The sequence below is a fragment of the Nonomuraea sp. NPDC049378 genome, assembly GCF_055586745.1.
In genome coordinates, this window is the sequence record NZ_JBVJHP010000010.1 from 224,427 (window position 1) to 237,683 (window position 13,257).

The following is a 13,257-nucleotide window of genomic DNA, read 5'->3' on the forward strand; positions in this document are numbered from 1 at the left end:
CCCTGTGCAGACGACACTGCTGAATCTGTGCACATCCGGTGCAGACTGGGCGGGTGAACACCGCCGCATATCTGCGCCGCCTCGGCCTGCCCGGTCTGCGAGGCGCTCCCGTCAGCGTCGAGAACCTGCGGGCGCTGCACGTCGCGCACGTCGAACGGGTCCCGTACGAGGTCCTGGAGATCTGGCTGGGCCGCCCCACCACCGTCGATCCCGTCGAGTCGGCCGAGCGGATCATCCGCGGCCGGGGCGGCTACTGCTACCACCTCAACGGCGCGTTCTCCGAGCTGATCGGGGCACTCGGCTACGACGTGACCCGGCATGTCGGCGGCGTCCGGACTCGCGGCATCGGGCCGGGCGTCACCGGCAACCACCTGGTGCTCACCGTGCGCGGCCTGCCGGCTGACGGCAACCCTGGCGGCGAGTGGCTGGTCGACGTCGGGCTGGGCGACGGCCTCCACGAGCCGATCCCGCTGGTCGCCGGCTCCTCCCGGCAGGGCCCTTTCACGTACGGGCTGCGCCCCTCGGAGGTCGCGCCCGGCGGCTGGCGGTTCGACCACGATCCGAGTGGTTCGTTCGAAGGTATGGATTTTGATCCGGCGCCCACGGATATATCGGCCTTCGTCAGCATGCATGACCATTTGACGACGTCTCCGACGTCCGGGTTCGTCCGGGTCGCCGTCGTGCAACGGCGCGACGGCTCGGGCGTCGACCTCCTGCGCGGGCTGGAGCTGCGCCGCGTGGGGACGGGCGCGCACACGATCATGCTGGACACGGCCCGCGACTATTTCGCGGCCCTGGCGGACGTGTTCGCGCTGCCGCTCGACGACGTGAGCCCCGAGGAGAAGGAGAAGCTCTGGCGCAAGATCGACGAGGCGCACAGGGCCTGGCTGGCAGGCGATCCCGCATGATGGCCACGCGTGCGCACGGGCGCTATCGTGCACCTCGAGATGGGTGAGACCAGCAAGCTGGCCGGCCGCTACCGGCTGCTCAACCCCCTGGGCGCGGGGTCCGTCCTCCTGGCCTTCGACGAGGTTCGCCATCGCGACGTCGCGGTCAGGCGGCTGCGCGTGCCCGCCGAGCTGCGTGACGCCGCGCTGCACGAGGCCCGCAGGGCCACCACGCTGCGGCACGCCTCGATCGTGCGGGTGCTGGACGTCGTGATCGAGGATCGCACGCCGTGGCTGGTGATGGAGTTCGTCTCGGGCGCCTCGCTGGAGCAGGCCGTGCGCTCGCGCCGGCCGCTGCCCGTCCCGCAGGCGGCGCGGGTCGGGGTGTGCGTCCTGTCGGCGCTGGCCACGGCGCACGAGGCGGGCGTCGTGCACGGGCGGGTCGATCCCGGCAACGTGCTGCTCACCACGACGGGGCGAGCGGTGCTCACGGGGTTCGGCTTCCCCAGCCTCAGCATGCTGCCGTCGGCCGACCTGTGGTCGATGGCCGCCACGCTGCACTTCGCGATCGAGGGCCGCCCGCCCGGCCAGATGCCCGCGGAGGGCGCCGACCCGCTCAGGTCCCTGGTCAGAGCGATGTTGCACCCGGCGGGGGCGCCGCCGATGGACGTGGTGCGCGAGACGCTCGACCGGCTGGCCGTGGACCGCCCGCTCGACGCGGTCATCGCGGCCTCGGGCCCGCTGCCGCCCGCGGGCGCGGCCGCGATCGGGCTGGCCCTGCTCGACGGGCTGCTGGCCGTCGGCGAGTTCCACGGCGGGGTGCAGCCGGGCAACGTCATGATCGACGGGAGCGGGCGGGCGCGGCTCCTGCCGCTGCTGCGCGCGGGCACGCTGCCCGCCTACACCGCCCCCGAGGCCACCCAGAGCCAGGAGGCCGACCTGTGGTCGCTGGGCGCGACGCTCTTCGCCGCGGTCGAAGGTGCTCCCCCCGCCCCTGGCGCGCGGCTGACGAGGGCGGGAGCGCTGGCGCCTGTCCTGTTACGGCTGCTCGCGGGGCATCCGCAGGACCGCCCGACGCCCGACGAGCTCCGCTCCGGCCTTCTCGCGATCATGGCTCGACAGGGTTGAAAGACTGCGCAACGATTGCGATACATCGCGAGCGGAACAACGGCGGCGGCCCCACTCGTTGGACAGGCGACGCACAATGTGGAAGAGGCGGGGCGCGCGCTCCGCGTTCGGAGGATGTTGAGGATGTCGCCAGTCCAGAAGTACGCCATTGGCGCAGGCGCCGCGGTCCTGCTGTCGCTGATGATCTTTGGCACCGGCTTTGTCACCCTGCTGGTTGTCCTCGGCGTGGTCGCCGCTCCGGTGATCGGTTACCTGATGCTCGACCCGTCACAGCGCGAGCGCCTCAAGAGGGCGCGCAAGCGCGGCATCGGCCGCTGAGCCCGCCCGGCGGAGGCCTCAGGCCTCCGCCGCGGTCAGCGCCGCCTGCACCCGCTGGGTCACCCTGCGCTCGACGTAGAACGACAGGAACGGCACCGTGCCGCCCAGCATGACACCGAGCATGTACGGCCACGTCCAGCGTGCCTTCATGCCCAGGTTCATGACGGTGACGAGATAGATCATGTAGAGCCCGCCGTGGATGGGGGCGATGATCTTCGACAGGGCCGGCTCGTCGAAGCCGTAACGCAGCACCATGCCGACGCACAACACCAGCAGCATGACGCCGACCACGTATGCCAGCACCCGGAAGGGCTTCAGAGCCGATTCCACGATTTAACCTTCCAGAGCCATCTCAGGGGACTTGCCACGTTCCCGATCCGCTCGTACGGCGTCGCGTACGAAGTGGAACCACATGAAAACGGCGAATCCGGCAAAGATCCACCAGTTGGCGGCGTAAGCGAGGTTACGCCAGGTGAGCGTGCCGCCGACCACGGGCGGGTCGACCTTGACCTGTGCCAGCGAGCCCGACGGCGGTTGCGCGACGACATAGCCGGCGCGCACCTTCTGCCCCGTCCACAGGTTGACCAGCTCGCCCGTGGACACCGTCTGCACCTGACCGGCCGGCAGGCCCTCGCCGCGGCGCTGCACGCTGTCGGTGCCCTGCTGCGGGCGCAGCCTCCCCGGCACCGCGATCCGGCCCTCGGGAACGGCCGCCACCGCGGGATCGTCCGGCGTCTTCACCCAGCCGCGCACCACCGGCATCAGCGTGCCGTCGTCGAGCCGGAGCGGCGTGAGCACCCAGTAGCCGTGGTCGCGGGAGACGTTGCCGCCGGGGGCGTCGACGTCGGGCCGCCGGTCGGCCACCAGGAGCTGGCGCCCGGCGTCATAGGAGCCCTCCGCCGTGACCCTGCGGCCGACGGCCTCACCGTTCAGCTGGGAGCTCACCTGGGCGAGCGTGGTGACCGCGACAGGCGCGGGGTCGGTGGAGGCGCGCGGCTTCCCCGAGTCGTTGAAGACGCCGAGCTGCCAGCGGCCGAGCAGGATGAACGCGATGAGGACCCCGATGGTCAGCAGGTGCAGCCCCAGCATGCGCGGGGAGAGCAGGGTCCTCAGCATGTTGTCAAAACTATCCGCCGGGTGGGGTGGTCCCCTAATCAGGCCGCCCCTGCGGCAGGGCGTGCCCCACCCCTACAGATCCCGCCAAACTCCGCAAATGTCACAGGCGCTCACGCTAAGCTGCTGCTCATGTCTGACCAGCATATCGACCCGGCGGGCAACACCCAGCAGTTCCGCGCGTTCGCGCAGCGGCGCGAGCAGGAAGCCTCGGTCCCGCCGAAGAAGTCGCCCATCGTTCCCATCATCGCCGTCGTCGTCGCGGTCGTGATCGTCGGCGTCGTCGCCTTCCTCCTGCTCCAGTAGGCATCCGGCCAGGACGACCCGCCGCGGAGGCCGTGGCGGGTTTTCGTCGTTCCTGCGATGGTTCTCACTCTGGACCCGGTCCGCGACCGCTCCGTACATTGGACATTACGTCCAATAGATGCGCCGCGGAGGTCACATGGCTGGGATAGTGATCGTCGGCGCCGGCCTCGCCGGCGTCTGCATGGCCATCAAGCTCAAAGAAGCCGGCCACCACGACTTCGTCATCCTGGAGAAGGCCGGCGACCTGGGCGGCACCTGGCGCGACAACACCTATCCCGGATGCGCGTGCGACGTGCCGTCGCACATGTACTCCTACTCGTTCGACCTCAATCCGGACTGGTCGCGGATGTTCGCGCCGCAGCGGGAGATCCACGACTATCTGCGGTCATGCGCGGACAGGCACGGGGTCACCCCGCACATCCGGTACGCCAAGCACGTCACCGCCCTCGAGTACGACGACGCCCGCCGCGACTGGACGGTCACCACGGACGACGGCGCCACGCTGCGGGCGAACGCCGTGGTCTCCGCGATCGGCGCCCTGCACATCCCCAGATACCCCGAAATTCCGGGACGCGAGTCGTTCGCCGGACCGGCCATGCACTCCGCCTCCTGGGACCGTACCGTCGACCTGACCGGCAAGCGGGTCGCCGTCATCGGCACCGGCGCCTCCGCCGTACAGTTCGTCCCCCAGATCGCCCCCGTCACCCGCCGGCTCACCGTCTTCCAGCGCACGGCGCCCTGGCTGCACCCCAAACCCGATTTCGCCATCCCGCCCCGCGCCCGCGACGCCCTGCGCCTGCCCGGCATGGCGAGGACGCTGCGCACCGCCCTCTACTGGGCCCTGGAGTCACGCGCGCTCGGATTCGCCGTCGACCCGCGGCTGATGAAGGCGCACGAGAAGCTGGCGCTCAGGCACCTGGCAGCCCAGGTCCCCGACCCCGACCTGCGCCGCAGGCTCACCCCCGGCTACCTCATCGGCTGCAAGCGCATCCTGATCTCCAACGACTACTACCCGGCCCTGATGAGGGACGACGTCAACCTGGTCACCGACGAGATCACGCAGATCAGGCCGCACTCGATCGTGGACGCCGCCGGCCGCGAGCACCCCGCCGACGCGATCATCTACGGCACCGGCTTCCGGGTGCTGGACTCGCTCGCCGAGCAGCACATCGTCGGCAGGGGCGGCGTGAAGATCCAGGAAGCCTGGCAGCACGGCATCCAGACCTACTACGGCATCACCACCTCCGGCTTCCCCAACCTGTTCTTCCTGCTCGGCCCCAACACCGGCCTCGGGCACAACTCCGTCGCCTTCATGATCGAGTCGCAGGTGCGGTACGTGATCGGCTGCCTGCGCCTGCTGTCCAGGACCCGGGCCAGAGCCCTCGACGTCAGGCCGCAGGCGCAACGGGCGTTCGACCGGAGGTTGCGCGAACGGCTCGACCCGCTCGTGTGGAACGCGGGCGGCTGCCGATCCTGGTATCTGGACGAGCACGGAGTGAACAGGACGATCTGGCCGGGCTTCACCTTCGAGTACTGGGCGCGTACGCGGAAGGTGAAACCCGGCGCCTACCAGCTCATCTTCTAGCCGGCTGCACGACCATCGCGCTGCCGCCGCCCCGGCGGCTCGGCTCGGCCACGGCCTGGATCCGGCCCCTGCCGACGAACTCCAGCGCCGTCGCGGCGCCGATCTCCGGGTTGAGCGCGAAGCCGTGCCCCCTGGCCTCCAGCTCGGCCCCGTGCTCGTCCAGGAACGCCTGCTCGGCCTGCGTCTGCTCGGTGTTGCGCTGGGTGGCGCGCGGCGCGGCCAGCGCGTCCGGCAGGCTCATGCCGAACTCGTACCGGTTGACCAGGATCTGCAGCACGGTCGTGATGATGGTCGAGCCGCCCGGCGAGCCGGCCGCCAGCACCGGCCTGCCGTGGTCGAACACCAGCGTCGGCGCCATCGACGAGCGCGGCCGCTTGCCGGGGCCCGGCAGGTTCGGGTCGCCGGGCGCAGGGCCGAACGTGAAGTCGGTCAGCTCGTTGTTGAGCAGCACACCCCGCCCCGGCACGACGATGCCGTTGCCGCCGGTGGACTCGATGGTCAGGTTGTAGGCCACCACGTTGCCCCAGCGGTCGGCGACGACCAGATGAGTGGTCTCGGGGCCTTCCGTCGCGATCGGCGCGGCGCTGCCCGTAGGGTGCGGGCACGGCTCGTACTGGCCGTCAGGGCTGCCGGGCGCGGCCGGGTGCGCCATCGCCGTGTCGCCGATCCGGCAGGCCCGCTCCTTGGCGAAACCGTCGGACAACAACTGCTCCAGCGGCACGCCGGGGACGTCGCCGACGTACGCGCCGCGGTCGGCGAAGGCCAGCCTGGACGCCTCCAGATACTCGTGCAGGCCGACCTCGGGCAGCGCCTCCAGGATGTTGAGCGCCTCCCCGACCGTGGAGCCGCCGGAGGACGGCGGGGCCATGCCGTACACGTCCATGCCCCTGTAGGAGATCTTTGTGGGCTCGCGCAGCAGCGCCCGGTAGGCGCGCAGGTCGGACAGCTCCATCAGGCCGGGCCGGACGTCACGGGTGCTGCCGGGGGTGACCGGGGGGCGCTTGACGGTGGCCACGATCTCCTTGCCGAGCTGACCGCCGTACAACCAGCTGGGGCCGCGCCTGGCCAGCTCGCGGTACGTGGCCGCGAGCTCCGGATTCCTGAAGACCGAGCCGACGGGCGGCGGGGCGCCGTTCGGGAGGTACAGCTTGGCGGTGGAGGTGAAGTCCTTGAAGCGGCCGGCGTTGGCGGCGGTCTGGTCGTGGAAGGTCTGATCGACGACGAAGCCCTTCGACGCCACCTCGATGGCGGGGCGCAGCGCCTTGCCGAGCGACATCGTGCCGAACCTCCGCAGGGCGAGGTCCCAGTTCGCGACCGTGCCAGGCACTCCGGCGGACAGGCCGCTGGTGACGCCCTCCTCGAACGGGATGCCCTCCAGCGTCGTCGCGGTCATCGCCCGGGGCGCGGTCTCGCGGCCGTCGATCGTGAAGACCTTCCGCTTCCCGGCGTCGTAGTAGACCATGAAGCCGCCGCCGGCCAGGCCCGACGAGTACGGCTCCGTGACGCCGAGCACCGCGCCGGCGGCGACGGCGGCGTCCATGGCGTTGCCCCCCTTCCTGAGCACGGAGACGGCGGCCTTGGAGGCGTCGAGGTCGACGGTGGCCACGGCGCCGCCGTACCCCTCCGCGACCGGTACCTTCTGCTGGGGCCGGGCCGGCGCGGGCGCCGCCGGCACGAGCAGGACGAGGACTGTTGCTGCGGGAACGATCACTCGGCGCATGGTGTCCACGATGACCCAGGTACGCCCGTCGTGGTAGGGCCCCCTCACACGCAGGGATGATGCGCTGGTCAAAGCCTTGATCTAGCGTTGTTGACGTGCGCAGGAAGTACGGATTCGATCCCTACCTCGCCCTCATCGTGACCGCCGCCCAGTTCGTCATCGCGAAGGGCGCCTCCTGGGGGCAGCGGCTCTTCAGGGAGCCGCTCGACCCCTATGCCTACGGGCTTCTGCTGGTCGGGCCGATGGCGATCCTGCTGCACCGGCGTTTCCCGCTGCTCACGACCGCCGTCGCGCTGGCCGCCAACGACCTGTTCCTGATCGCCGGGTACGCCTACGGCCCCAGCTTCATCAGCCCGGCCGTCCTGCTGTTCCTGCTCGTCACGCGGGGCAGGCGGCTGATGGCCTGGACCATGGCGGCGGCGACGCTGGTGTCGTTCATCGCCTACGCCTGGCTGATGGGCAACCGCGACGTCCTGCACAGCGTGTGGATCCTGACCTTCATCATGCTGCTCATGGTGCTGGCCGAGCTGGTCAGGATCATCAGGGAACGCCGGGCCGAGCGCGAGCGCACGGCGGAGGAGGAGGCCAGGCGGCAGGCCAGCGAGGAGCGCCTGACCATGGCGCAGGAGCTGCACGACGTGCTCGCGCACAACATCTCCCTCATCCACGTCCAGGCCTCCACCGCGCTGCACCTCATCGACGCCAACCCCGAGCAGGCGAGGACCGCCCTGTCCACCATCAAGACGGCGTCGAAGGAGGTGCTCGGCGAGATGCGCTCGGTGCTGAACGTCCTGCGCGAGGGCGCCCCCCGTGCCCCCACCTCCGGGCTCGACCGCCTCGACGACCTGGTGGAGCGCTCCGGGGTGAAGGTGACGCTCGAACGCGTCGGCTCCCGGCCGCTGCCGTCCCAGGTGGAGCGGGCCGCGTACCGGATCGTGCAGGAGTCGCTCACCAACGCCGCCCGGCACGCCCCCGGCTCCGAGGTCTCCGTGCGCCTGGAATACGGCGAGCGCGAGCTGGTCGTCGCGGTGGCCGACACGGGCGCGACGGACGTCCCCCTCCTGTCCGAGGCCGGCAGCGGCAACGGCATCCCCGGCATGCGCGAGCGGGCCTCCGCCCTGGGCGGCACGCTGGTCGCAGGCCCGTCAGGCACCGGCTTCCAGGTCGAGGCCCGGCTCCCCCTACCTGAGGAGACCCCATGATCAAGGTGCTGCTGGCCGACGACCAGGCACTGGTGCGCGCGGGCTTCAAGGCGCTGCTCGACGCCCAGCCCGACATGACCGTGGTGGCCGAGGCCTCCGACGGCGCGGAGGCGGTGCGGCTGGCGGGCGAGCACCAGCCCGACGTGGTGCTGATGGACATCCGCATGCCGGGCACCGACGGGCTGACCGCCACCCGCCAGATGCCGCCGGGGCCGCACATCATCATCCTGACGACGTTCGAGCTGGACGAGTACGTCTTCGAGGCCCTGCGCGGCGGCGCCAGCGGCTTCCTGGTCAAGGACACCGAGCCGGCCGAGCTGATCCAGGCCGTCCGGGTGGTCGCGGCCGGCGAGGCGCTGCTGTCGCCCAGCGTGACCCGCCGCCTGATCGCGGAGTACGCCACCCGCGCCAAGGCCCCGGTCGCCGTGGACGGGCTCGACCAGCTCACCGAGCGCGAGCGGGAGGTGCTCGCCCTGGTGGGCACCGGCATGACCAACGACGAGATCGCGGCCAAGCTGTTCATGTCGCCGGCCACGGCCAAGACGCACGTGAGCCGGGCCATGATGAAGCTGCACGCCCGCGACCGCGCCCAGCTCGTCGTCATCGCCTACGAGTCCGGCCTGGTGAAGCCGGGCTGGGCCTGACTCAACTAGCCGAAATCGAATTAGGCTAACTGAGTTTTGGCTAACATGACTTTCATGGAGGTCACCAAACCGAGCGCGGTGTTCGATCGGGTCGACGAATGGAAAGATCTAGCCCACTTCGCCACCGATCTCACACCAGGTCTGCGCATCGGCGTTGTACGCGGACGCCGCCGTCACGGCAAGTCGTTCCTCCTGGAGCACCTGTGTGAAGCGGCGAGCGGGGTCTACACCGTGGCTCTCAGGCAGAGCAGAGCCGCGGCTCTGACACGATTCTCCGATTCTCTGTCACAAGCCCTCGGTTATCGCCTCGGCGCCTTTCCTGACTGGGTGACAGCGCTCGACACCGCGGTGGACGCCCTGTCGAGCAGAACAACAGGCCGTCCGCCGCTGCTGGTCATGGACGAGTTTCCGTATCTGGCGGATCATTCACCGGAACTGCCCTCCGCCATCCAGGCTCTCTACGACAAACGCGGACCTCGCAAGGGCTATCCGCCTTTCAAGCTCGTCCTGTGCGGCTCGGCGATCTCTATCATGTCCTCCCTGCTCGCGGGCGATCAGGCGCTGCGGGGAAGAGCGGTCCTCGACCTGCGCATCGGCCAGTTCCGCTTCCGAGACGCCGCGAAATACTGGGAAACAGACCCGCGGACCGCCTTCCTCATCGACGCGGTGCTGGGAGGCGCGCCGGGCTATCGCGACATTGTGGGCGATCCGCCGGAACCTGGCGAGGAAGGGCTTTTCCACTGGCTGGAGCGGACCATACTCAACCCATCACACGTTCTGTTCACCGAACCCGACTACCTCCTCGCGGAGGACCCCCGCATCCGTGACCGCGCCATCTACAACGCGATCTGGTGGGCGGTCGCCATGGGAGCGACTTCCCCCACCCAGATCGGCGGCCTGGTCGGCATGGAAGCCAAGGCCCTGACGTACCACCTGAACGTTATGAAAGACGGCGGCTTCCTCCGGCACGAGCAGGACCTCCTACGGCAGCGCCGCCCCACGATCACCATCGCCGACCCGACCGTGAGATTCCACAACCTGATCGTCCAGCCGAACGTCAGCGCCCTGGAGATGCGCCAGGCCGGGGTGGTGTGGGACCGGTCGCGCAAGACCTTCTCCGACAAGATCCTCGGTCCGCACTTCGAGGAAGCAGCCCGCACATGGGTTCGATGGCACGGCGCTGAGACAGGGCTGGACGACATCGGCCACGTCGGCACGACGGAGGTCGCCTGCAGGGAACACCGTGGCCACGAGGTGGACATCATGGCCGTCAGCCGGACGGCGCTGCCCCGGTCGAAAAGCGCGCGCATCACCCTGATCGGTGAAGCCAAGTGCACCAACAAGACCCGTACGATGGCCGACCTCCACAGATTGCGGCACCTACGCGAGCTGCTCTTGTCGCTCGGCTGGGACGCTGGAGACGCCTCATTTGTGCTCTTCTCGCGGGACGGATTCTCCTCCGACCTGGAGACGGCCGCTTCGGACGGGCAGGTGCACCTCCTGGACCTCGAAACCATGTACGCGCTCTAAAGGGGTGAACCAGTGCGCGGCCGCCTCGCGTGACGAAATATGGTTGAACGCCGGGCCCGGCCCCTGACAGGGTCGGAGGATGCGGCGCACGTACGACGACCTCGTCCAGGAGGCGGCCGGCGTCTCCGTCGACGGCTGGGACTTCTCCTGGCTCGACGGCCGGGCCACCGAGGAGCGCCCTTCATGGGGCTACGCCAGGCTGCTCGGCGAGCGCCTGGCCACGGTCGGGTCGGTGCTCGACATACAGACGGGCGGCGGCGAGATCCTGGCCGGGGTGCCCACGCTGCCGCCGGTCACCGTGGCCACCGAGTCGTGGCCGCCCAACCTCAAGCTGGCCGCCTCCCGGCTGCGCTGGCGCGGCGCCTGGGTGGTGGCCGACGACGAGGAGCCGCGCCTGCCGTTCGCGAGCAACGTCTTCGACCTGGTGACCAGCCGCCACCCCGTGCAGACGTGGTGGAAGGAGATCGCCCGCGTGCTGCGCCCCGGCGGCTCCTACCTCTCCCAGCAGGTCGGGCCCAGGAGCGTGTTCGAGCTCGCGGAGTTCTTCCTCGGCCCGCTCGACGGCTCGGCCCGCGACCCCGAGCAGGTCGGGCAGGAGGCCGAGGCCGCCGGGCTGGAAGTGGTCGATCTGCGGTCGGAGCGGCTGCGCATGGAGTTCCGCGACATCGGGGCGGTCGTCTACTTCCTGCGCAAGGTCATCTGGATCGTGCCGGGCTTCTCCGTCGAGCACCACCAGGAGAGGTTGCGCGCGCTGCACGACCGGATCGAAAGCGAAGGACCGTTCGTGGCCCACTCCGCCAGGTTCCTGATCGAAGCGAGGAAACGTCATGGCCAGACTGCGTGACGTGGTGGTCGACTGCCGGCACCCGGCCTCACTGGCGAGGTTCTGGGCGGCGGTGCTCGACGGCTACGCGGTGGCCCCCTACGACGAGGCCGAGCTCGCGCGGCTGCGCGCCGACGGGATCGACGACCCGGAGGACGACCCGACGGTGCTGGTCGAGGGCGGGCCGCCGCGGTTGTGGTTCCAGCACGTGCCGGAGCACAAGGTGGTCAAGAACCGCCTCCACCTCGACGTCGACTCCGACGACCCCGGCGCGGAGATCGACCGCCTCACCGAGCTGGGCGCCAGGGTGGTGGCCACCCACGACGACTGGGTGGTCATGGCCGACCCGGAGGGCAACGAGTTCTGCGTGTTCTGACCCCGGGCTCGTGGACGGAGAAGGCGCCGCGTACGGACGAGTGGGCCAGGTGAAGAGCCGTGCCCACCTTCGCGGTTCGCGGGACGAGCGGACCGGGCCGAGCGCCGCGCCTACTTCCTCGGGCGTACACCGGCCCGCCCTGAGCACTCCCTCGGGCGCAGGGGAAACAGGACCCGGCGTGCGATTCGCCGGACGGCCCCTTGGCGGATTCTGAAAGCAGCAAACCGTCAAGGAGGAGACTTGACTTCTCCCCCTCGTGGACGAGGGGGTTCCCACGGTCGCCCGTGAGGGTTCCTGTTTCACCGCCGGTTGCCCCGTCCGAGAGGACTCTCGTTGAGGTCTTACACCAGCTCCACAGGCGTTTCAGCTCTCCGCCAGCCCGGCGGCGAGCACGTTCTTCGCGGCGTTGACGTCCCTGTCGTGGGTCGCGCCGCAGGCGCAGGCCCACTCGCGGACGTTCAGCGGCATGGACTGGTGCAGGGTGCCGCACGTCGAGCACAGTTTGGAGGAGGGGAACCAGCGGTCCACCGCCACCAGCGTGCGCCCGTACCAGGCCGCCTTGTACTCCAGCATCATCCGCAGGTCACGCCAGGCCGCATCCGAGATGGCGCGGGCCAACGGGTGGTTCTTGACCATGTTGCGGACGGTCAGGTCTTCCACGGCGATCACTTGGTTCTCGCGAACAAGCCGTGTGGTGACCTTGTGCAGGTGGTCGCGTCTGCAGTCGGCGATCCGGGCGTACACCCTGGCGACGCGCAGCCGGGCCTTGGCCCGGTTGTTCGAGCCCTTCTCCTTACGGGCCAGCGCCCGCTGAGCGCGGGCAAGCTTGCGCCGGTCTCGCCGTTCGTAACGCGCGTTGGCGATCTTCTCTCCGGTGGAGAGCGTGGCCAGGGCGGTGATGCCCGCGTCCACGCCCACCGACGCCGCGACCGGCGACAGCGGACGGATCGCCTCCTCCACCAGGACGGCCACGAACCAGCGGCCCGCCGCGTCCCTCGACACCGTGACCGTGGACGGCTCGGCATCCTCGGGAAGGGGGCGCGACCACACGATGTTCAGCGGCGCGTCCATCTTCGCCAGCGTTAAGGCGCCGTCCCGCCAGCGGAACGCGCTACGCGTGTACTCCGCCGACAAGCGCGCCTTCTTCTTGCTCTTGAAGGTCGGGTACTTGGCCCGCTTGGCGAAGAAGTTCGCGAACGCGGCCTGCAGGTGGCGCAGGGCCTGCTGAAGCGGCACGGACGACACCTCGGACAGGAAGTCGTAGTCACCGCTGCGCTTCCACGCCGTCAGCGCTGCGGACGACTCCACGTAGGAGACGCGGCGGCCGTCCAGGGCGTAGGCGCGGGTGCGCTCTTCCAGCGCCTTGTTGTAGACGAGGCGGACGCAGCCGAACGTCCGGGCAAGCTCTTCGGCTTGCCCGGACGTCGGGTAGAAGCGGTACTTGTAGGCCCGCTTCACGATCTGCGCCACGCCTCACATTCTACCGTACGATCAGCTGAGAATAGTGCGGTAGTTCGATACGGCGGTCCGCCCGGCGGCCAATCACCTACCCCTGCCCTGCTCCGCAGGAGTCCGATTCCTCCCCCGCCTGAAGCTGAAGGCGGGGGTTTCCTTGGAGGTATCTG

At 69.8% G+C, this 13,257-nt stretch carries 13 protein-coding genes and 1 pseudogene; 10 read left to right on the forward strand and 4 right to left on the reverse strand.

Translation table 11 applies throughout. The features are described 5' to 3' along the window. Positions 1 to 53: 53 nt before the first annotated feature. The 3 genes from ACZ6SA_RS23050 to ACZ6SA_RS23060 all read left to right on the forward strand — a co-directional run bounded on the left by ACZ6SA_RS23050 (position 54) and on the right by ACZ6SA_RS23060 (position 2,333). Positions 54 to 908, forward strand: coding sequence for an arylamine N-acetyltransferase family protein (locus ACZ6SA_RS23050; RefSeq protein WP_465830227.1), 855 nt, complete (start codon positions 54 to 56; stop codon positions 906 to 908). 9 nt (positions 909 to 917) lie between these two features. Next, complete coding sequence (locus tag ACZ6SA_RS23055; RefSeq protein ID WP_465830229.1) at positions 918 to 2,015, forward strand: serine/threonine-protein kinase; 1,098 nt, start codon at positions 918 to 920, stop codon at positions 2,013 to 2,015. Positions 2,016 to 2,138: 123 nt separating this feature from the next. After that, positions 2,139 to 2,333 (forward strand): hypothetical protein, encoded by a 195-nt coding sequence (locus tag ACZ6SA_RS23060; protein WP_132340063.1) that lies wholly within the window; start codon positions 2,139 to 2,141, stop codon positions 2,331 to 2,333. An 18-nt stretch (positions 2,334 to 2,351) separates the two neighbouring features. Here the strand turns inward: ACZ6SA_RS23060 and ACZ6SA_RS23065 are convergent, their stop codons facing one another. Next, positions 2,352 to 2,663, reverse strand: coding sequence for a DUF3817 domain-containing protein (locus tag ACZ6SA_RS23065; RefSeq protein ID WP_347643407.1), 312 nt, complete (start codon positions 2,661 to 2,663; stop codon positions 2,352 to 2,354). A gap of 3 nt (positions 2,664 to 2,666) precedes the next feature. Beyond that, positions 2,667 to 3,449 (reverse strand): SURF1 family protein, encoded by a 783-nt coding sequence (locus tag ACZ6SA_RS23070; RefSeq protein ID WP_347643406.1) that lies wholly within the window; start codon positions 3,447 to 3,449, stop codon positions 2,667 to 2,669. A gap of 129 nt (positions 3,450 to 3,578) precedes the next feature. On the opposite strand from ACZ6SA_RS23070, the gene ACZ6SA_RS23075 reads away from it, so the two are divergent. Then, complete coding sequence (locus tag ACZ6SA_RS23075; protein ID WP_347643405.1) at positions 3,579 to 3,752, forward strand: hypothetical protein; 174 nt, start codon at positions 3,579 to 3,581, stop codon at positions 3,750 to 3,752. A 136-nt stretch (positions 3,753 to 3,888) separates the two neighbouring features. Continuing rightward, positions 3,889 to 5,337 carry a flavin-containing monooxygenase gene (locus ACZ6SA_RS23080; RefSeq protein WP_465830232.1) on the forward strand — a complete coding sequence of 483 codons (1,449 nt, stop codon included), beginning with the start codon at positions 3,889 to 3,891 and terminating at the stop codon, positions 5,335 to 5,337. Here ACZ6SA_RS23080 and ggt read toward each other — a convergent pair. Next, complete coding sequence (ggt, locus tag ACZ6SA_RS23085) at positions 5,327 to 7,105, reverse strand: gamma-glutamyltransferase (protein WP_347643403.1); 1,779 nt, start codon at positions 7,103 to 7,105, stop codon at positions 5,327 to 5,329. The genes ACZ6SA_RS23080 and ggt overlap by 11 nt on opposite strands. A gap of 47 nt (positions 7,106 to 7,152) precedes the next feature. Between ggt and ACZ6SA_RS23090 the strand changes: the two genes are divergently transcribed. From ACZ6SA_RS23090 to ACZ6SA_RS23110, 5 genes are all read left to right on the forward strand, one after another. Then, positions 7,153 to 8,259: a sensor histidine kinase gene (locus tag ACZ6SA_RS23090; RefSeq protein ID WP_347643402.1), complete on the forward strand. Its 1,107-nt coding sequence runs from the start codon at positions 7,153 to 7,155 to the stop codon at positions 8,257 to 8,259. After that, on the forward strand, positions 8,256 to 8,903 hold the full coding sequence (locus ACZ6SA_RS23095; RefSeq protein WP_347616335.1) for a response regulator transcription factor: 648 nt from the start codon (positions 8,256 to 8,258) through the stop codon (positions 8,901 to 8,903). The genes ACZ6SA_RS23090 and ACZ6SA_RS23095 overlap by 4 nt, the downstream gene beginning before the upstream one ends. Positions 8,904 to 8,957: 54 nt before the next feature. Next, entirely contained in the window at positions 8,958 to 10,433 is a 1,476-nt protein-coding gene (locus ACZ6SA_RS23100; RefSeq protein ID WP_465830236.1) for an ATP-binding protein, read from the forward strand. A gap of 79 nt (positions 10,434 to 10,512) precedes the next feature. Next, positions 10,513 to 11,277 (forward strand): class I SAM-dependent methyltransferase, encoded by a 765-nt coding sequence (locus tag ACZ6SA_RS23105; protein WP_465830238.1) that lies wholly within the window; start codon positions 10,513 to 10,515, stop codon positions 11,275 to 11,277. Further along, entirely contained in the window at positions 11,261 to 11,632 is a 372-nt protein-coding gene (locus tag ACZ6SA_RS23110; protein ID WP_347643399.1) for a VOC family protein, read from the forward strand. The genes ACZ6SA_RS23105 and ACZ6SA_RS23110 overlap by 17 nt, the downstream gene beginning before the upstream one ends. Before the next feature lie 276 nt (positions 11,633 to 11,908). Here the strand turns inward: ACZ6SA_RS23110 and ACZ6SA_RS23115 are convergent. Next, positions 11,909 to 13,102, reverse strand: a pseudogene (locus ACZ6SA_RS23115) (RNA-guided endonuclease InsQ/TnpB family protein); the annotation flags it as partial. Positions 13,103 to 13,257 lie beyond the last annotated feature (155 nt).

What these genes read in the sequence shown, in the direction of transcription:
- ACZ6SA_RS23080 (WP_465830232.1), top strand. Translation starts at nt 3,889, where the DNA reads ATGGCTGGGATAGTGATCGTCGGCGCCGGCCTCGCCGGCGTCTGCATG.
- ACZ6SA_RS23075 (WP_347643405.1), top strand. Translation starts at nt 3,579, where the DNA reads ATGTCTGACCAGCATATCGACCCGGCGGGCAACACCCAGCAGTTCCGC.
- ACZ6SA_RS23105 (WP_465830238.1), top strand. Translation starts at nt 10,513, where the DNA reads ATGCGGCGCACGTACGACGACCTCGTCCAGGAGGCGGCCGGCGTCTCC.
- ACZ6SA_RS23060 (WP_132340063.1), top strand. Translation starts at nt 2,139, where the DNA reads ATGTCGCCAGTCCAGAAGTACGCCATTGGCGCAGGCGCCGCGGTCCTG.
- ACZ6SA_RS23110 (WP_347643399.1), top strand. Translation starts at nt 11,261, where the DNA reads ATGGCCAGACTGCGTGACGTGGTGGTCGACTGCCGGCACCCGGCCTCA.
- ACZ6SA_RS23100 (WP_465830236.1), top strand. Translation starts at nt 8,958, where the DNA reads ATGGAGGTCACCAAACCGAGCGCGGTGTTCGATCGGGTCGACGAATGG.
- ACZ6SA_RS23095 (WP_347616335.1), top strand. Translation starts at nt 8,256, where the DNA reads ATGATCAAGGTGCTGCTGGCCGACGACCAGGCACTGGTGCGCGCGGGC.
- ACZ6SA_RS23070 (WP_347643406.1), bottom strand. Translation starts at nt 3,449, where the DNA reads ATGCTGAGGACCCTGCTCTCCCCGCGCATGCTGGGGCTGCACCTGCTG.